The 17,800-nt window shown below is 72.7% G+C and carries 15 protein-coding genes; 4 read left to right on the forward strand and 11 right to left on the reverse strand.

What is annotated here, in order from left to right:
* Nucleotides 1-116: 116 nt before the first annotated feature.
* A complete protein-coding gene (dnaJ, locus tag KV205_RS04470) occupies nucleotides 117-1,256 on the reverse strand; it encodes a molecular chaperone DnaJ (protein ID WP_265862286.1) in 1,140 nt (379 codons plus the stop codon).
* The gene (gene hrcA / locus KV205_RS04475; protein WP_265862287.1) at nucleotides 1,257-2,276 is read right to left on the reverse strand and encodes a heat-inducible transcriptional repressor HrcA; all 1,020 of its coding nucleotides are present in this window, start codon (nucleotides 2,274-2,276) and stop codon (nucleotides 1,257-1,259) included.
* Nucleotides 2,277-2,443: 167 nt separating this feature from the next.
* Between hrcA and KV205_RS04480 the strand changes: the two genes are divergently transcribed.
* Both KV205_RS04480 and KV205_RS04485 read left to right on the forward strand, forming a co-directional pair.
* Nucleotides 2,444-3,166: an MBL fold metallo-hydrolase gene (locus KV205_RS04480; protein WP_265862289.1), complete on the forward strand. Its 723-nt coding sequence runs from the start codon at nucleotides 2,444-2,446 to the stop codon at nucleotides 3,164-3,166.
* Nucleotides 3,167-3,242: 76 nt separating this feature from the next.
* Nucleotides 3,243-4,046, forward strand: coding sequence for a DUF3097 domain-containing protein (locus KV205_RS04485; protein ID WP_265862290.1), 804 nt, complete (start codon nucleotides 3,243-3,245; stop codon nucleotides 4,044-4,046).
* A 14-nt stretch (nucleotides 4,047-4,060) separates the two neighbouring features.
* Here KV205_RS04485 and hemW read toward each other — a convergent pair whose 3' ends face one another.
* From hemW to lepA, 3 genes are all read right to left on the reverse strand, one after another.
* A complete protein-coding gene (hemW, locus tag KV205_RS04490; protein ID WP_265862291.1) occupies nucleotides 4,061-5,293 on the reverse strand; it encodes a radical SAM family heme chaperone HemW in 1,233 nt (410 codons plus the stop codon).
* Between the two features lie 76 nt (nucleotides 5,294-5,369).
* Complete coding sequence (locus tag KV205_RS04495; RefSeq protein WP_265862292.1) at nucleotides 5,370-7,247, reverse strand: long-chain fatty acid--CoA ligase; 1,878 nt, start codon at nucleotides 7,245-7,247, stop codon at nucleotides 5,370-5,372.
* A 170-nt stretch (nucleotides 7,248-7,417) separates the two neighbouring features.
* Nucleotides 7,418-9,286, reverse strand: coding sequence for a translation elongation factor 4 (gene lepA, locus KV205_RS04500; protein ID WP_265862294.1), 1,869 nt, complete (start codon nucleotides 9,284-9,286; stop codon nucleotides 7,418-7,420).
* 185 nt (nucleotides 9,287-9,471) lie between these two features.
* Here lepA and rpsT point away from each other — a divergent pair, with 185 nt between their 5' ends.
* Entirely contained in the window at nucleotides 9,472-9,738 is a 267-nt protein-coding gene (rpsT, locus tag KV205_RS04505; RefSeq protein ID WP_265862295.1) for a 30S ribosomal protein S20, read from the forward strand.
* 203 nt (nucleotides 9,739-9,941) lie between these two features.
* On the opposite strand, the gene holA is transcribed toward rpsT, so the two are convergent.
* A complete protein-coding gene (gene holA, locus KV205_RS04510; RefSeq protein WP_265862297.1) occupies nucleotides 9,942-10,931 on the reverse strand; it encodes a DNA polymerase III subunit delta in 990 nt (329 codons plus the stop codon).
* Nucleotides 10,932-10,987: 56 nt separating this feature from the next.
* Here holA and KV205_RS04515 point away from each other — a divergent pair, with 56 nt between their 5' ends.
* A complete protein-coding gene (locus KV205_RS04515; protein WP_265862299.1) occupies nucleotides 10,988-11,233 on the forward strand; it encodes a hypothetical protein in 246 nt (81 codons plus the stop codon).
* 7 nt (nucleotides 11,234-11,240) lie between these two features.
* Here the strand turns inward: KV205_RS04515 and KV205_RS04520 are convergent, their stop codons facing one another.
* The 5 genes from KV205_RS04520 to KV205_RS04540 all read right to left on the reverse strand — a co-directional run bounded on the left by KV205_RS04520 (nucleotide 11,241) and on the right by KV205_RS04540 (nucleotide 17,690).
* The gene (locus tag KV205_RS04520; RefSeq protein ID WP_265862301.1) at nucleotides 11,241-12,122 is read right to left on the reverse strand and encodes a YceI family protein; all 882 of its coding nucleotides are present in this window, start codon (nucleotides 12,120-12,122) and stop codon (nucleotides 11,241-11,243) included.
* 153 nt (nucleotides 12,123-12,275) lie between these two features.
* Nucleotides 12,276-13,544, reverse strand: a complete 1,269-nt coding sequence (locus tag KV205_RS04525; protein ID WP_265862303.1) for an MFS transporter — start codon at nucleotides 13,542-13,544, stop codon at nucleotides 12,276-12,278.
* A 3-nt stretch (nucleotides 13,545-13,547) separates the two neighbouring features.
* Nucleotides 13,548-14,141 carry a helix-turn-helix domain-containing protein gene (locus KV205_RS04530; protein ID WP_265862306.1) on the reverse strand — a complete coding sequence of 198 codons (594 nt, stop codon included), beginning with the start codon at nucleotides 14,139-14,141 and terminating at the stop codon, nucleotides 13,548-13,550.
* Nucleotides 14,142-14,193: 52 nt separating this feature from the next.
* On the reverse strand, nucleotides 14,194-16,620 hold the full coding sequence (locus KV205_RS04535) for a ComEC/Rec2 family competence protein (RefSeq protein WP_374214621.1): 2,427 nt from the start codon (nucleotides 16,618-16,620) through the stop codon (nucleotides 14,194-14,196).
* Nucleotides 16,617-17,690, reverse strand: a complete 1,074-nt coding sequence (locus KV205_RS04540; protein WP_265862307.1) for a ComEA family DNA-binding protein — start codon at nucleotides 17,688-17,690, stop codon at nucleotides 16,617-16,619. Before KV205_RS04540 ends, KV205_RS04535 begins: the two co-directional genes overlap by 4 nt.
* Between the last annotated feature and the right edge of the window lie 110 nt (nucleotides 17,691-17,800).

Below are 17,800 nucleotides of genomic sequence, written 5' to 3' on the forward strand. Positions count from 1 at the left end.
GGCGGACCGGACGTCTAGCGTCCGTTGAACGCGTCCTTCAGGCGCGAGAACAGCCCCTGCTGCCCCGGCTGCCTGTGCTGACCCGGGGGACAACCCCCGGACCCCCGGCAGATGGCCTACCGCCCGTTGAAGGCGTCCTTCAGGCGCGAGAACAGCCCCTGCTGCCCCGGCTGGAACTGCCCCTGGGGACGCTCCTCGCCGCGCAGCTTGGACAGTTCGCGCAGCAGGCGCTCCTGCTCCGGGTCGAGCTTGGTCGGGGTCTGGACCTCGACGTGCACGATCAGGTCGCCGCGGCCGTTGCCGCGCAGGTGGGTGACGCCGCGGCCGTGCAGCGGGATCGACTGGCCGGACTGGGTGCCCGGGCGGATGTCGACGTCCTCCAGCCCGTCCAGGGTCTGGAGCTGCACCTTCGTGCCCAGCGACGCCGCCGTCATCGGCAGGGTGACCGTGCAGTGCAGATCGTCGCCGCGGCGCTGGAAGACCTCGTGCGGGACCTCGTGGATCTCCACGTACAGGTCGCCGGCCGGGCCGCCGCCGGGGCCGACCTCGCCCTCGCCGGCGAGCTGGATCCGGGTGCCGTTGTCGACGCCGGCCGGGATCTTGACCGTGAGGGTGCGGCGGGAGCGGACCCGTCCGTCGCCCGCGCACTCCGGGCACGGGGTCGGGACGACGGTGCCGAAGCCCTGGCACTGCGGGCAGGGGCGCGAGGTCATGACCTGGCCCAGGAAGGACCGGGTGACCTGGGAGACCTCACCGCGGCCGCGGCACATGTCACAGGTCTGCGCGGAGGTGCCGGGCGCGGCGCCCTCGCCGGAGCAGGTGGTGCAGACGACGGCCGTGTCGACCTGGATGTCCTTGGTGGTGCCGAAGGCCGCCTCTTCGAGGGTGATCTCCAGGCGGATCATCGCGTCCTGGCCGCGCCGGGTGCGCGAGCGCGGGCCGCGCTGGGACGCCGTACCGAAGAACGCGTCCATGATGTCCGAGAAGTTCCCGAAGCCGCCCGCGCCGAAGCCACCGGCCCCCGCGCCGCCGCCGGAGGCGGACAGCGGGTCGCCGCCGAGGTCGTAGACCTGCTTCTTCTGCGGGTCCGACAGCACCTCGTAAGCGGCGTTGATCTCCTTGAACCGCTCCTGGGTCTTCGGGTCCGGGTTCACGTCCGGGTGGAGCTCGCGGGCGAGTCGGCGGAAGGCCTTCTTGATCTCGTCCTGCGACGCGTCGCGGCGTACGCCCAGTACGGCGTAGTAGTCCGTGGCCACTTACGACTCCGCCAGGATCTGTCCGACGTAACGTGCCACTGCGCGTACCGCTCCCATCGTTCCGGGGTAGTCCATGCGGGTCGGTCCGACCACGCCGAGTTTGGCGACTGCCTCGCCGCCGGAACCGTAGCCGACCGAGACGACGGACGTGGACGTGAGGCCCTCGTGGGCGATCTCATGCCCGATCCGCACGGTCATGCCGGATTCCTTGGCCTCGCCGAGGAGCTTGAGGAGCACGACCTGCTCCTCGAGGGCCTCCAGGACGGGCCTGATCGTCAGGGGGAAGTCGTGTCCGAAGCGGGTCAGATTGGCGGTGCCGCCGATCATGAGCCGCTCCTCCTGCTCCTCCACGAGCGTTTCGAGGAGGGTCGCGAGCACCGTCGTGACGGTACCGCGGTCCTCGATCTCCTCGAAGGACTCGGGCAGGTCCTGCACCAGCTGCGGCACGTCCGCGAAACGGCGGCCGACGACGCGGCTGTTGAGCCGGGCCCGCAGATCGGCGAGGGAGGTCTCGCCGAACGGCGCCGGGCAGTCGATCACGCGCTGCTCGACCCGGCCGGTGTCGGTGATCAGCACCAGCATCAGCCGGGCGGGCGCCAGCGAAAGCAGCTCCACGTGCCGGACCGTCGAACGGGTCAGCGACGGGTACTGCACGACGGCGACCTGCCGGGTCAGCTGCGCGAGCAGCCGCACCGTGCGACCGACGACGTCGTCGAGGTCGACGGCCCCGTCGAGGAAGTTGTGGATCGCCCGCCGCTCGGGGGTGGACAGCGGCTTGACGCCGGCCAGCCGGTCGACGAAGAGGCGGTAGCCCTTGTCGGTGGGGATGCGGCCGGCGCTGGTGTGGGGCTGGGCGATGTAGCCCTCCTCCTCCAGGACCGCCATGTCGTTGCGCACGGTGGCGGGCGACACGCCGAGGCGGTGGCGCTCGGTCAGCGCCTTGGAGCCGACGGGCTCCTCCGTGCCGACGTAGTCCTGGACGATGGCGCGCAACACCTCGAGCCTGCGTTCGCTGAGCATCGCGCGCACCTCCAGCTGTCGTTCCGGTTCCGGTTGCTCCGCTTTTGGCACTCGCCCTGCCCGAGTGCCAGCAATCCCCCGGCCAGTGTACGGCGGCGGACGTCGCTCCTGGCAAGGAGGCGGCGTCGACCGGGCCGGAGCGGATCCGGAGCGGATAGCGTCCTGGTATGGATCTCGACTGGGAAGCGTACGGCTGGGAGCGGCTCGGCGAGGGCGTGGGACGCCGCAGGCTGCCGGGCTGGGACGCCACGACGGGCCTGGTGATCGGACGGGACGCGGTGCTGCTGTACGACACGGGCGCGACGCTCGCGGAGGGCGCGGAGCTGCGCGCCCAGGTGACGGCTCTCACGGGCGGGCGGAGGGTGACGCATGTCGCACTCAGCCACCCGCACTTCGACCATGTCCTCGGCACGGCGGTCTTCGCGGGCGCGGAGGTCTTCGGCGCGGTCGGCATGGACACGCTGCTGCGGGAGGAGGCCGAGGAACTGCGGATGGACGCGGTACGGCAGGGCGTGGACGAGGCGGCCGCGACGGAGGCCGCCGAGGTGCTCGTCGCGCCGAAGCACACCGTGACCGGCGAGTGGACCCTCGACCTGGGCGCCCGCCAGGTCCTGCTCGCGAACGTCGGCCCCGGCCACTCCGGCCACGACCTGGCGGTGTTCGTGCCCGGCGCGCCCGAGGTGGTCTTCTGCGGCGACCTGGTGGAGGAGTCCGGCGAGCCGCAGGCCGGCCCGGACGCCCTCCCGGGCCGCTGGCCGGCCGCCCTGGACCGGCTGCTCGCCCTGGGCGGCGAGGACGCGGTGTACGTGCCGGGGCACGGCGCGGTGGTGGACGCGGCGTTCGTCCGGCGCCAGCGGGATGAACTGGCACGCCGCTTCGCGGTGTCGTAGCGTCGCCCGAATGGGCGGGCCACGCCCGGGAACTGACGGACTCTCGAACTGACGGACTCTCGACGAGAATCGAGCCATGCGCAGCTACAACCCGGATCTCACGCCGCCCTGGAAGCGTTCGGCGCCCGTGCCGGAGGTGCCGGCCGATCCCGACCTCGTCGTCGAGGAGGTCTCGACGGGCTTCTGCGGGGCGGTGATCCGCTGCGAGGCGGGCACCGTGACCCTGGAGGACCGCTTCGGCAAGCACCGGGTCTTCCCGATGGAGCCGCGGGGGTTCCTCCTGGAGGGCCGGCCGGTCACCCTGGTCCGTCCTTCCCGCCCCGCCCCCTCCCTCCCCTCCCGCACCGCCTCCGGCTCGATCGCCGTCCCGGGCGCGCGGGCCCGGGTGGCCCGCGCGGGCCGCATCTACGTCGAGGGCCGCCACGACGCCGAGCTGGTCGAGCGCGTCTGGGGCGACGACCTGCGCATCGAGGGCGTCGTCGTCGAGTACCTGGAGGGCATCGACGACCTACCCGCCGTCGTCGCCGAGTTCGCCCCGGCCCCCGACGCCCGGCTCGGCGTCCTGGTCGACCACCTGGTCGAGGGCTCCAAGGAGTCCCGCCTCGCCGCCCGGGTCTCCTCCCCGGACGTCCTGATCGTCGGCCACCCCTACATCGACGTCTGGCAGGCCGTGAAGCCCGCCGCCCTCGGCATCCCCGCCTGGCCGACCGTCCCCCGCGGCCAGGACTGGAAGACCGGCATCTGCCACGCCCTCGGCTGGCCCCCCAACACCGGCGCGGCCTGGCAGCACATCCTGTCCCGGGTCACCTCGTACAAGGACCTGGAACCGGAGCTCCTGGGCCGGGTGGAGGAGCTGATCGATTTCGTGACGGCGCCGTAGGGCCAGGGGCGCCGCTAGTCCACCAGGTCCCGCACCACCGCGTCGGCCAGCAGCCGACCCCGCAGCGTCAGGACCGCCCGGCCCTCGGCGTACGGCTCCGCCGCGAGGAGGCCGTCCGACAGCGCCCGCTCGGCGGCGGCCAGCCCCGCCGGCTTGAGCAGCGCCAGCTCGACGCCCTCCCGGAGCCGCAGCTCCAGGAGCACCCGCTCGACGCGCCGGTCCTCGTCCGACAGGACCTCGCGTCCGGCACCGGGGGACCGTCCCGCCCCCAGCGCGGCCGCGTACGCGCCGGGGTGCTTGACGTTCCACCACCGCACGCCGCCGACGTGGCTGTGGGCGCCGGGGCCGGCGCCCCACCAGTCGGCGCCGCGCCAGTAGAGCTCGTTGTGGAGGCAGCGGCCGGCGTCCGAGGTGGCCCAGTTGGAGACCTCGTACCAGTGGAAGCCCGCCGCGGACAGCACGTCCTCGGCGATCAGGTAGCGGTCGGCGTGCACGTCGTCGTCGGTCATGGGTATCTCGCCGCGCCGGATGCGCCGGGCGAGCTGGGTGCCCTCCTCGACGATCAGCGCGTAGGCGCTGACGTGGTCGGGTCCGGCGCCGATCGCCGCGTCGAGGGAGGCCCGCCAGTCCTCGTCGGTCTCGCCGGGCGTGCCGTAGATGAGGTCGAGGTTGACGTGCTCGAAGCCGGCCGCGCGCGCCTCGCCGACACAGGCCTCGGGCCGCCCGGGGGTGTGGGTGCGGTCGAGGACCTTGAGGACGTGCTGCCGGGCGCTCTGCATGCCGAAGGAGATCCGGTTGAAGCCGCCCTCCCGCAGCGTGGCGAGATAGGCGGGGTCGACGGACTCCGGGTTCGCCTCGGTCGTCACCTCGGCGTCCTCGGCGAGCCCGAACTCGTCCCGGATGGCCGCGAGCATGGTCACGAGGTCGCCCGCGTCGAGCAGCGTGGGCGTGCCGCCGCCGACGAAGACGGTCCGCACCAGCCGCGGGTCGTCGCCGAGCACCTTGCGGGCCAGGCGTATCTCCTCGACGACCTGCCCCGCGTAGTTGTCCCGCGAGGCGAGCACCCCGCCGGCACCGCGCAGCTCGCTCGCGGTGTAGGTGTTGAAGTCGCAGTAACCGCACCGGGTGGCGCAGTACGGCACGTGCAGATAGAACCCGAGCGGTCGCTCCCCGGCGCCCTGAAGGGCGTGGGCGGGCAGCGCCCCGTCCTCGGGCATGGGCTCACCATCGGGCAGTACGGAAGGCATGCAGCCATTGTCCCGTACTGCCCGACGGTCCCGCCGAGCCTGTGGATAACTCCACACTGCCCTACGAAGGCCCAGGTCAGGCCTCCCGTGCCCCCGCGTACATCTCGTCGATGAGGTGCTGGTAGGTCCGCTCCACGACCGGTCGCTTCATCTTCAGGCTCGGCGTGAGTTCGCCGTGCTCGACGTCGAGGTCGCGGGGCAGGAGGCGGAACTTCTTGATGGTCTGCCAGCGCTGCAGGCCCTCGTTGAGGCGGGTGACGTAGCCCTCGATGAGCTGCTCGACCTGCGGGGAGGCGACGACCTCCGCGTACGTCTTGCCGGCGAGGTCGTGCTCGGCGGCCCAGCCGAGGATGGCGGGCTCGTCGAGCGCGATGAGCGCGCTGCAGTAGTTCCGGTCGGCGCCGAGGACCACGATGTTGGAGACGAACGGGCAGACGGCCTTGAACTGGCCCTCGATCTCCGTCGGGGCGATGTACTTGCCGCCGGAGGTCTTGAACAGGTCCTTCTTGCGGTCGGTGATCCGCAGGTAGCCGTCGGCGGACAGTTCGCCGATGTCGCCGGTGTGGAACCAGCCGTCGGACTCCAGGACCTCGGCGGTCTTCTCCGGCAGGCCGTGGTAGCCCTCCATGATGCCGGGGCTGCGGAGCAGGATCTCGCCGTCGTCGGCGATGCGGACCTCGGTGCCGGGCAGCGGCTTGCCTACGGTGCCGGTGCGGTAGGCCTCGCCGGGGTTGACGAAGGAGGCGGCGGAGGATTCCGTCAGGCCGTAGCCCTCCAGGATGTGGATGCCGGCGCCGGAGAAGAAGTAGCCGATGTCGGGGGCGAGGGCGACGGAGCCGGAGACGGCGGCGCGCAGCCGGCCGCCGAAGGCCTCGCGGAGCTTGCTGTAGACGAGCGCGTCGGCGACCTTGTGCTTGGCGGAGAGGCCGAAGGGCGCGGAGGCGGTGCCGGTGCGGCGGAAGTTGTCCTGGGTGACCTTGGCGTACTCGCGGGCGACGCCGGCCGCCCACTGGAAGATCTTGTACTTGGCGCCGCCGCCCTCGCGGGCCTTGGCCGCCACGCCGTTGTAGACCTTCTCGAAGATCCGGGGGACGGCGGCCATGTAGGTGGGCTGCACGATCGGAAGGTTGACGATGATCTTGTCGATGCGGCCGTCGACGGCGGTGACGTGGCCGACCTCGATCTGGCCGGAGGTGAGGACCTTGCCGAAGACGTGGGCGAGCGGCAGCCAGAGGTACTGCACGTCGTCCTGGGTGACCAGGCCGGTGGCGGCGATGGCCTTGGCCATGTACGACCAGCTGTCGTGGCGCAGCCGCACGCCCTTGGGGCGGCCGGTGGTGCCGGAGGTGTAGATGAGGGTGGCGAGCTGCTCCTTGGTGATGGCGGCGACCCGCTCCTTGACCACCTCGGCGTGCTTCTCCAGGTACGCCTTGCCGCGGGCCTCCAGGTCGGCGAGGGTGAGCACCCACTCGTCGGAGGTGTCGACGCCCTCGGCGTCGATGACGACGACGTGGTGGAGCTGGGGCAGCTCGGCGCGCCGTTCGACGGCCTTGGCGTACTGGGCGGCGTTCTCCGCGATCAGGACGCGCGAGTCGGAGTCGGAGAGGATGAACGCCGACTCCTCGGCGTTGGTCTGCGGGTAGACGGTGGTGACGGCGGCGCCGGCGCACATGACGCCGAGGTCGGCGAGGATCCACTCGACCCGGGTGGCGGAGGCGAGGGCGACCCGCTCCTCGGGCTCGACGCCGAGGTCGATGAGGCCGGCGGCGATGGCGTGGACGCGTTCGGCGGCCTGCGCCCAGCTGAGCGACTTCCACTCGTCGGGACCCTGGCCGGAGGCGGCCGGTACCGGGTAGCGGTAGGCCTCGGCGTCCGGGGTCCGCTCCACGCGCTCCAGGAAGAGCGCCGCCACGGAGGGCGGCCGGTTCTCGATCAGGGTCTGTGTGTCGCTCACGACGTCCTCCGGGCGGCGGCGGTGCGGTCAGGCGGGGCGTAACTAACTGGCGAGTAACCTTCGAGCGGCTTCAGAGTAGAGCGCCGGGGACTGGCGCGTAAGGGCTTGCATATAACGAACGGGTCTGCACGCCGTCGGCGTACAGACCCGTTCGCGGTGGCACGGCGTGGCTACTTCTTGGCCTTGCCCGCGGACTCGTCGCTGGAGAGGACGGCGATGAAGGCCTCCTGGGGGACCTCCACGGAGCCAACCATCTTCATCCGCTTCTTGCCTTCCTTCTGCTTCTCGAGCAGCTTCCGCTTACGGGAGATGTCACCGCCGTAGCACTTGGCGAGGACGTCCTTGCGGATGGCGCGGATGGTCTCGCGGGCGATGACCCGGGAGCCGATGGCGGCCTGGATGGGCACCTCGAAGGCCTGCCGCGGGATGAGCTCGCGCAGCTTGGCGACGAGCCGCACACCGTAGGCGTACGCGGCGTCCTTGTGGGTGATCGCCGAGAAGGCGTCGACCTTGTCGCCGTGCAGCAGGATGTCGACCTTCACGAGTGAACTGCTCTGCTCGCCGGTGGGCTCGTAGTCGAGCGAGGCGTAGCCGCGGGTCTTGGACTTCAGCTGGTCGAAGAAGTCGAAGACGATCTCGGCGAGCGGGAGGGTGTAGCGGATCTCGACGCGGTCCTCGGAGAGGTAGTCCATGCCGAGGAGGGTGCCGCGCCGGGTCTGGCACAGCTCCATGATGGAGCCGATGAACTCGGCGGGGGCGAGGATCGTGGCGCGCACGACCGGCTCGTACACCTCGTCGATCTTGCCCTCGGGGAACTCGCTCGGGTTGGTGACCGTGTGCTCGCTGCGGTCCTCCATCACGACGCGGTAGACCACGTTGGGGGCGGTGGCGATCAGGTCGAGGCCGAACTCGCGCTCCAGGCGCTCGCGGATCACGTCGAGGTGGAGCAGGCCGAGGAAGCCCACACGGAAGCCGAAGCCGAGGGCGGCGGAGGTCTCCGGCTCGTAGACCAGCGCGGCGTCGTTGAGCTGCAGCTTGTCGAGGGCGTCGCGCAGCTCGGGGTAGTCGGAGCCGTCCAGCGGGTAGAGGCCCGAGAACACCATCGGCTTCGGGTCCTTGTAGCCGCCGAGCGCCTCCTCGGCGCCCTTGCTCTGGGAGGTGATCGTGTCACCGACCTTGGACTGGCGGACGTCCTTCACACCGGTGATCAGATAGCCCACCTCGCCGACGCCGAGGCCGTCGGCCGGCAGCATCTCGGGCGAGTTGGTGCCGATCTCCAGGAGCTCGTGGGTGGCGCCGGTCGACATCATCCTGATGCGCTCGCGCTTGTTGAGCTGGCCGTCGACGACCCGGACGTAGGTGACGACGCCGCGGTAGGAGTCGTAGACCGAGTCGAAGATCATCGCGCGGGCCGGGGCGTCGGCGTTGCCGACGGGGGCCGGGATGTCCCGGACGACGCGGTCGAGCAGCGCCTCGACGCCCATGCCGGTCTTGGCGGAGACCTTGAGGACGTCCTCGGGCTGGCAGCCGATGAGGTTGGCGAGCTCCTCGGCGAACTTCTCCGGCTGGGCGGCCGGCAGGTCGATCTTGTTGAGCACCGGGACGATGGTGAGGTCGTTCTCCATCGCCAGGTAGAGGTTGGCCAGGGTCTGCGCCTCGATGCCCTGGGCCGCGTCCACCAGCAGGATCGTGCCCTCGCAGGCGGCGAGCGAGCGGGAGACCTCGTAGGTGAAGTCGACGTGCCCCGGGGTGTCGATCATGTTCAGGATGTGCGTCCGGCCCAGCTCCGGCCCCTCGGTGGGGGCCCAGGGCAGACGGACCGCCTGGGACTTGATCGTGATGCCGCGCTCACGCTCGATGTCCATCCGGTCGAGATACTGGGCGCGCATCTGCCGCTGGTCGACCACTCCGGTCAGCTGGAGCATCCGGTCGGCAAGGGTCGACTTGCCGTGGTCGATGTGCGCGATGATGCAGAAATTGCGGATCAGAGCCGGGTCGGTACGGCTCGGCTCGGGCACGTTGGTAGGAGTCGCGGGCACGCAGGGTTCTCGTCTCGGGCGATGTTCAGAACGGATACGTAGGCTCCATCGTCCCATGACTGCGGGCGGGTGCTCGGTTTGGGCGGTCTGGTGGGCGGCTGATATCGTGGACGGCTGTGTCTCGTGTGCCCTCTCAGCTGCGTGACACGTCCTGAAGAAACATCGAACCTGTAAAGGCTCTTTTCGTGGCGAACATCAAGTCCCAGATCAAGCGGAACAAGACCAACGAGAAGGCGCGCCTGCGCAACAAGGCCGTCAAGTCGTCGCTCAAGACCGCGATCCGCAAGGCCCGCGAGGCTGTCGCCGCCGGCGACCTCGAGAAGGCCACCGTGGCCGCTCGTGCCGCTTCGCGTCAGCTCGACAAGGCTGTCTCGAAGGGTGTCATCCACAAGAACGCCGCCGCCAACAAGAAGTCGGCGCTGGCCACCAAGGTTGCCACCCTCCAGGGCTGAGCTCTCTGATGTGACCGGCCGTCCGGGACTCCAGCGGGCCCTCTAACCGCTCCCGACGGCCACCCCGGCTCCGTACGCGAGACGCGTTCGCCACGCGTGTACGGGCCACCCGAGCAACATCCCGCAGGCCCCGCCGTCCTCCTTCCCCAGGAGGCGGCGGGGCCTGTGGCTTTTCCAGGGCCTTCCCGGCGTACGGCTACGCGTCAGGGGCGGCGCATGCGGGCGGCGCGGGCGATCGCGACGACCGCCTTCTCCAGGGCGTACTCGGGGTCGTCGCCGCCGCCCTTGACGCCGGCGTCGGCCTCGGCGACCGCGCGCAGGGCGAGGGAGACGCCGTCGGGGGTCCAGCCGCGCATCTGCTGGCGGACCCGGTCGATCTTCCAGGGCGGCATGCCGAGCTCGCGGGCGAGGTCGGCGGGGCGGCCGCCGCGGGCCGAGGACAGCTTGCCGATGGCCCGGACGCCCTGGGCGAGGGCGCTGGTGATGAGGACCGGCGCGACGCCCGTGGACAGCGACCAGCGCAGGGCCTCCAGGGCCTCGGCGGCGCGGCCCTCGACGGCGCGGTCGGCGACGGTGAAGGAGGAGGCCTCGGCGCGGCCCGTGTAGTAGCGGCCGACGACCGCCTCGTCGATGGTGCCGTCGACGTCCGAGGTGAGCTGTGCGACGGCGGAGGCCAGTTCCCGCAGGTCGCTGCCGATGGCGTCGACGAGCGTCTGGCAGGCCTCGGGCGTGGCCGAGCGGCCGAGGCTGCGGAACTCCTGCCGCACGAAGGTCAGCCGCTCCGCGGGCTTGGTCGTCTTCGGGCAGGCGACCTCGCGGGCGCCCGCCTTGCGGGCCGCGTCGAGGAGCCCCTTGCCCTTGGCGCCGCCGGCGTGCAGCACCACGAGGGTGATCTCCTCGGCCGGGTCGTCGAGGTAGGCCTTGATCTCCTTGATGGTGTCCGCCGGCAGGTCCTGGGCGTTCCGCATGACCAGGACCTTGCGCTCGGCGAAGAGCGAGGGGCTGGTCAGCTCGGCGAGCGCGCCGGGCTGCAGCTGCTCGGGGGCGAGGTCGCGCACGTCGGTGTCGGCGTCGGCGGCCCGGGCGGCCGCCACCACCTCGCGCACGGCACGGTCGAGCAGCAGGTCCTCCTGGCCCACGGCGAGCGTGAGCGGGGCGAGGAGGTCGTCGGGGGAAGACTTCTTGGTGGCCATCGCGGTCAAGGATCCCACGCGCCACCGACAGCCGGTCCATCGTCGAGAATGTGCGCGTGAGCGATGTGAGACACGTGCTGGTGCTGCCCGACCGCGACGCGGCCGAGGAGGTCGCGGAGGAGCTTGTGGACCGCTTCGGGCTTGCCGAGGAGCCGCAGCTCGTCCGGGACGCCCTGGCCGGCGAGGACGACGCGGAGGACGCCCAGTGGCTGGTCGTCGTCGAGGACCCGGAGGGCCGCCTCGACCCGGCGGCCCTGGACGCGCTGGCCGCCGAGCACGAGGGCTGGCTGGAGGCCCCCTGAGGCCGGCTCAGGACGCCTTGGGCACGATCTGGATGTCCAGGTCGATGGTGATGCTGGAGCCGATGGCCGCGATGCCGCGGGCGAGCAGGGTCTGCCAGGTGAGGGTGAAGTCCTCGCGGTGCAGTTCGGTGGTCGCCCGGCAGGCGCCGCGGGTCTCGCCCTGCAGCCCGTTGCCGAGGCCCAGGTACTGGGTGTCGAGGGTGACCGTGCGGCTGACGCCGTGCAGGGTGAGCGCGCCGGTGACGGCCCAGCGGCTGCCGCCCCGGTGCACGAACCGGTCGCTGTAGAACTCCAGCGTCGGATACGCGCCGACGTCGAGGAAGTCGCCGGAGCGCAGGTGGTCGTCGCGCATCTGGACGCCGGTGTCGATGGAGGCCGCGTCGATCACGACGTGCATGGCCGACTGCTCCATCCGCTCGGCGATCCGCACGGCGCCCGCGAAGCTGTTGAACCGGCCGTGGATCCGGGCCAGTCCGATGTGCCGGGCGGTGAAGCCGATCTGCGAGTGGGTGGGGTCGATCTCCCAGTCGCCGGGCTCGGGCAGCGTCTGCTGCGGCGCGATCCGGAGCCGTACGTCGCCCAGGCCCGCGTGCCCGGACTCCTCGACGAGGGCGTTGGAGTGGTACGGCGTGTAGCCCTCGGCCGTCACCGCGACCCGGTACTCCCCGGCCGGCACGGTCGCGAGCACGCTGCCGTACGGGTCGGTCTCCCCGGCCAGCACCTTGCGCCCCGCCGTGTCGGTCACGGTGAACTCCGCCTGCCGGACCGGCTCGTCCACCGGATCCAGGACCCGGCAGCTGAGCACCCCCGCCGAGGACGGGACCGTGATGCCCGCCAGCGGACCGCCCCTGGAGGCTCCCGCACCACGCTTGCCGAACAGACCGAACACTTTCCGTACCCCCGGAAGACCAGCTGACGTTTTCGCTTCGACGAAACCTGACGAGAAAACGCATTCGATCACCCTTGCCGTGTTCGAGGCAAACGACGTAAGTGTTACCGGAGGTCCGTTTTCGGCGGAGTGGGCCGGAGCCCGACTCCCGTGTCAGGAGCGCGCGGGCACGGGCGCTTCCGTGGGCTGTTCGGGCAGTTTGCGCAGCCGCGGCAGCGGCGACGGCAGCAGCCACAGCACGGCGAGCACCGCACCGGCGGTGCCGATCCAGAGGGTGGGGCGCAGTCCGAGGACGGTGCCGAGGAATCCTCCGGCGAGCGCGCCGAGGGGGCGGAAGCCGTGGTTGAGCATCCGGTAGGCGCCCATCACCCGGGCCCGGATGGCGTCGGGTATCAGCGCCATCTGCAGGGAGCCGGCCGCGATGTCGACCACCATGACGCCGGCGCAGGACAGGAACTCCGCGGCGAAGAGCAGCCCGAGGACCAGCGGCAGCGGCCCCTGGGCCGCGGGTATGAGCACCAGCGGCACGGTGAAGCCGGTGAACCCGAGGACGAGCGAGGGGCCGATGCCGATGCGCCGGACCACCGCTCCGCTGCAGGCCGCGCCGATCAGTCCGCCCACGGCGGCCGTGCCGAGCACCGCGCCCAGGACGCCGGGGTTCAGGCCGAGTTCCTTCGTGGTGTAGAGCACGGAGAGGGTGTGGAACATGAAGTTGAAGAACTGGACCGTGCCGGAGGCGGCGAACAGCGCCCGCATCGACGGGTTCCGCACCAGCCAGCGCAGCCCCTCGGTGAAGTGGCCCTTCTCGACGGGCGCGGGGGCGGGCTCGGCCGGCTGGATCCGGGCGAGGTAGCCCGCCGACAGCAGATAGGTGAGCGCGTCGGCGAACAGCGCGAGGGGCGCGGTGAGCACCTGCACCAGCACGCCTCCGATGCCCGGCCCCGCCAGCCAGGCCATCGAACGGCTGCCGTTGACCAGGGAGTTCGCCTGCACATACCGCTCGGTGGGGACGAGCGCCACGAACAGGGTGGCGTTGCACACCTCGAAGAGCACGGTGAGCGCCCCCACCCCGAAGGCCACCAGGTAGAGCTGGCCGAGCGTCAGCAGGTCGAGGAGGTAGGCGACCGGCAGGGTGAGCAGGAGTGCGGCGCGGGCCAGGTCGGTGAGGATCATCACGCGCCGCCGCCGGGCCTGCCGGTCGACCCAGGCGCCGAACGGCAGGTTGAACAGCAGCGCCGGCAGCAGCTCGGCCGTCTTCAGCCAGCCCATCTCGGCGGCGTCCGCGCCCAGGACGAGCACGGCGGCGAGCGGCAGGGCCATGAGCGAGATCTGGTCGCCGAGGATGGAGACGGTCTGTCCGGTCCAGTAACGGCGGAAGGTCTTCTCCCGCAGCAGTACGGGCACGCGCGCCGTGAGGGCCACCGCTCACCCCTCCCCACCGGCCGGGGGCAGCCGGTCCACGAAGGCGATGTGGACGATCGCCACGGGCTGGGCACCCTCGGGCCGCCGCGCGGGGTCGGCCTCGCGCTCCTCGTAGGGGCGCAGCAGCTCGTCCACCCGCTCACCGAGGGTCGTGAGCTCCTCGGGGGTGAGATGGAGCAGGGTGTCGCCGAACCGCTCGGCCTCCTGCCACTCCTGGGGCAGGGTGTGCCGGTGCTCCACGGCCCGGACGATCCGCTCGAAGTACACCTCGGCCGCGGCCACGTTGAGCGCGTCGGCGGCCTGCGCGACCGCCACGTCGTCGCTGTGGTCGGGCCACTCGGTGAACCGGGCCGTCGCCTGCCAGGGCTTCTCCCGCCCCTTGCCGCCCGGCGCCTGCTCCACGAGCCCGTACTTGGCGAGCATCCGCAGGTGGTACGAGCAGCTGGCGACGGACTCTCCGGTGAGCTCGGCGGCCCGGGTGGCGGTGAACGGGCCTTCCCGGCGCAGCATGCCCACGAGGGTCATCCGCGTCGGGTGGGCGTAGGCGCGCAGGGCGCGCGGATCGGTGAGCTGGATGCTGCGAGGCTGCTCCGTCATGATGTAAACGTATCCTTAGAAAGATTCCTTTACAACGGTTTTTTTAGATGACTCAGACGGGGTCCGGCCCGCCCGGGAGCGTGTACGCCGAGAGCCCGCCACCCGCGCCGCTCACCGCGATCGCCCCGTCCCGGTCCGTGCTCAGCACCCGCGCCCCGCCCTCCCGCAGCGCCCCCACCGTCAGCGGCGAGGGGTGTCCGTACGGGTTGTCCCGGCCCGCCGACACCAGCGCGAGCCGCGGCCGCACCGCCCGTATCAGCCCCGGGTCCTGGTGCGCCGAACCGTGGTGCGCGACCTTCAGCACATCCACCGGCCGCAGCCCGGGATACGCCCGGGCCAGCAGCCGCTGCGCCGGGGGTTCGAGATCCCCGAGCAACAACAGGCTCACCCCGCCCGCGGCCCGCACCAGCAGGGCGACGCTGGCGTCGTTCGGCCCCGACTCCACCGGGCCCCCGCCCGACGGCGGCCACAGCACCGACCACTCCAGCGGCCCCAGCCGGCGCCGCTCCCCCGCCCCGGCACGCACCATCGGCACCCCGGCCGCGTGCGCCGTCCGCCGCACGAACTCCGCCTGCTCCGGCGGCTCCTCAAGGCCGGTCGTCTGGATCACCCCCACCTCCCGCCCGCGCAACACCCCCGGCAGCCCGGCCACATGGTCCGCGTGGAAGTGGGTGAGCAACAAGAGCGGGATCCGGCGCACCCCCAGCTCGCGCAGACACCGGTCGACCGGCCCCGGATCCGGCCCGGCGTCCACCACCACGGCGGTGTCCCCGCCGGCCGCGAGCACCGTCGCATCGCCCTGCCCGACCTGGCACATCGCGAACACCCACCCCGGCGGCGGCCAGCCCGTGACCAGCCGTACCACTGGCGGCGGCCGCACCACCGCCAGGAGCAGCAGCACCGCACAGCCCGCACCGACCCAGCGGCGCCCCGGCACCCGTCGCACGGCGAGCAGCACAAGACCGGTGAGGAACGCCAGCAGGAGTCCGCCCCACCAGCCCTCCGGCCAGGAGATCTCCGCCCCGGGGAGCCCGGCCCCGGTGCGGGCCACCTTCGCGATCCACCCGGCCGGCAGGCCCGCGCACCAGGCCACCGCCTGCGCCGCTCCCGGCCACACCGCCGCGAGGGCGAGCGCGAGGAACCCGAGCACGGTGGCCGGGGCCACCGCCGGCTCCGCGAGCAGGTTCGCGGGCACGGCGACCAGGCTCACCCGGGCCGCGAACACCACCACGACCGGCGCGCACACCGCCTGCGCCGCCAGCGTCGCGGCCAGCGCCTCCGCGATCCGGCCCGGCACCCGCCGCCGCCGCAGCGCGTCGCTCCAGCGCGGGGCGACGGTCAGCAGCGCACCGGTGGCGAGCACCGACAGCAGGAAGCCGTAACTCCGCGCCAGCCACGGGTCGTAGAGCACCAGGACGAGCACCACGGCGGCCAGCGCCGGGATCAGCGAGCGCCGCCGGCCGGTCGCGACGGCGAGCAGTGTGACAAGCCCGCAGGCCGCCGCCCGCAGCACGCTCGGATCCGGTCGGCACACCACCACGAACGCCAGCGTGAGCACTCCCCCGGACAGCGCCGTGCCCCGCAGCGGAAGCCCGATCCGGGGAGCCAGCCCGCCCCGCTCGACCAGCTGTGCCGTGCCCGGCCTGCCGATGAGCAGCAGCAGGACGACGGTCAGATTCGAGCCGGAGACGGCCAGCAGATGGGTCAGATCGGTGGCCTCGAAGGCCCCCTTCAGCTCGGGACCGACCCGCGAGGTGTCACCGACCACCAGGCCCGGCAACAGCGCCCGGGCATCCGGTGCGAGCCCCTCCGTGGCCTCGCGCAGCCCGGCCCGCAGCCCGCCGGCCGTGCGCTGGAGCGCGCTCGGCGGCCCGGTGATCCGCGGCGGCCCGGCGTCATCGGCCCGCAGCACCGCCGCGAACGGGTCGCCCGGGCGGGCCGGCACGGCCGCCCGGCCCGTCACCCGCAGCCGGGTCGACGGCAACAGCCGCAGCCACGCCGCACGTTCCCGCCCCGGTGTCACCAGGACGAGGACCGGGGCCCTGGTCCGGTACGCCGCGCCGTCCCGCGCCTCGACCCGGGTCACCTCGCCCTCCAGGACCACGGACACCGGCGCCGTCCGGCTCCCGCGCACCTTCGGGGTGGTGAGCCGCGGATCGGCGGTGACCGTCACCTCCGCCGTCACCCGCCCCTCGGCCCGCGCGAGTTCGGGCATCGGCCCCCGCCGCAGGTCGGCCGCGTGCAGTCCGGCGGACGCCGCGCCCGCCGCCCCGCAGAGCAGCACCCCCGCGCAGGCCGTCGCCCGCAGCCCCCGCCGGGCGGCCGGCACCAGGAGCAGCGCCGCTCCGCCGAGGCAGAGCAGCACTCCCGCGACCGTCCACCAGCCGGCCACGCCCACCGCGAGCGCCGCCCCGCCCCAGGCGGCGAGGGCCGGCGGCACCAGCCGCAGATCCGCCGGCCCCTCCGCCACGGCGCTCACGGCCGGACCAGCGGCGCGAGGTCCGCGAACCGGCGCGCGCCGATTCCGTTGACGTCCCGCAGCTCGGCGACCGTCCGGAACCCGCCGTGCTCCACCCGGTGTTCCACGATGTGCCGGGCGAGGACCGGGCCGACCCCGGGCAGCGCGTCGAGCTGTTCCACGGTCGCCGTGTTCAGGCTGAGCGGAGCGGCCGGCCCCGGCACTCCGGCCGCGGTCCCGCCCGCCGCACCGCCGACTCCCGCCCCACCGCCGGCGGCGGCTGCCGGCAGTCCGACCACGACCTGCTCGCCGTCCATCAGCACCCGGGCCCGGTTGAGCCCGGTCAGATCCGTGCCGGGGCGGATGCCGCCCGCCGCACGCAGGGCGTCGGTGACCCGCGACCCCACGGGCAGCGTGAACACCCCGGGAGTGCGGACCTTTCCGCCGACGTCCACCACGACCACCGCCGCCGCACTCGGACTCAGCTGCGGACTCGGGCTCGGGTCGGCGGGCGATCCCCCGCGCACACCGGTGTCCGCTGACCGGGTCCCGGGCAGCGGCCGGGCCGCGGCGACCACCTCGGGCGCCCTGATCTGCTGCGGCCGTCCCGTCCAGAAGTAGGCCCCGGCCCCGCCCGCGGCCACCATCAGGACCACGGTGAGCGCGGCCAGCGAGCGCCGTTCGAGCCCGCACCGGGACTGCGCCCACAACGGCAGCCGGTCCCGCAGCGCGAGCTTCGCCAGCTCCCCGCGTGACAGCTCCGGTTGCGGTCCGGCCCGTTCCCGGTCCGCCTCGGGCTCGCGGTCCGCCTCGGGCTCACGGGCCGGCGGCGAGGATGGTGGAGAGGGTGCCGGGGGCGTGGGAGGGGCCGGGGGCGGCGCGGGGGCGGGGCGTGGTGGGGCGGTGGACGGGAAGAGGGCCTCGCCCCGGCTTCGTACCGAAGGAGGAGAGGCGAGAGCTCCGGCTGTGCGCCGGCGGCGGGCCTTGGGGCCCACGGCGCGGCCCCGGGACCTGCCGTCGGAGCCGGGCGCCCGGCCCGGTCCGCTCGTGGGGCCGCTACGACGTGTTGCGATCTGCGTGCGAAGAGTCATGACATCGACGGTAGGCCGCCGCGGAACCCCTCGGCCGGGGCCGGTCGATTCCCGTGGACAACCGCCGAGTTGTGGAAAACTCCGTCACCCGTATGGGGGATGTCGGTCCG

The sequence above is a fragment of the Streptomyces sp. SKN60 genome, assembly GCF_026236535.1.
Taxonomy (GTDB): domain Bacteria; phylum Actinomycetota; class Actinomycetes; order Streptomycetales; family Streptomycetaceae; genus Streptomyces.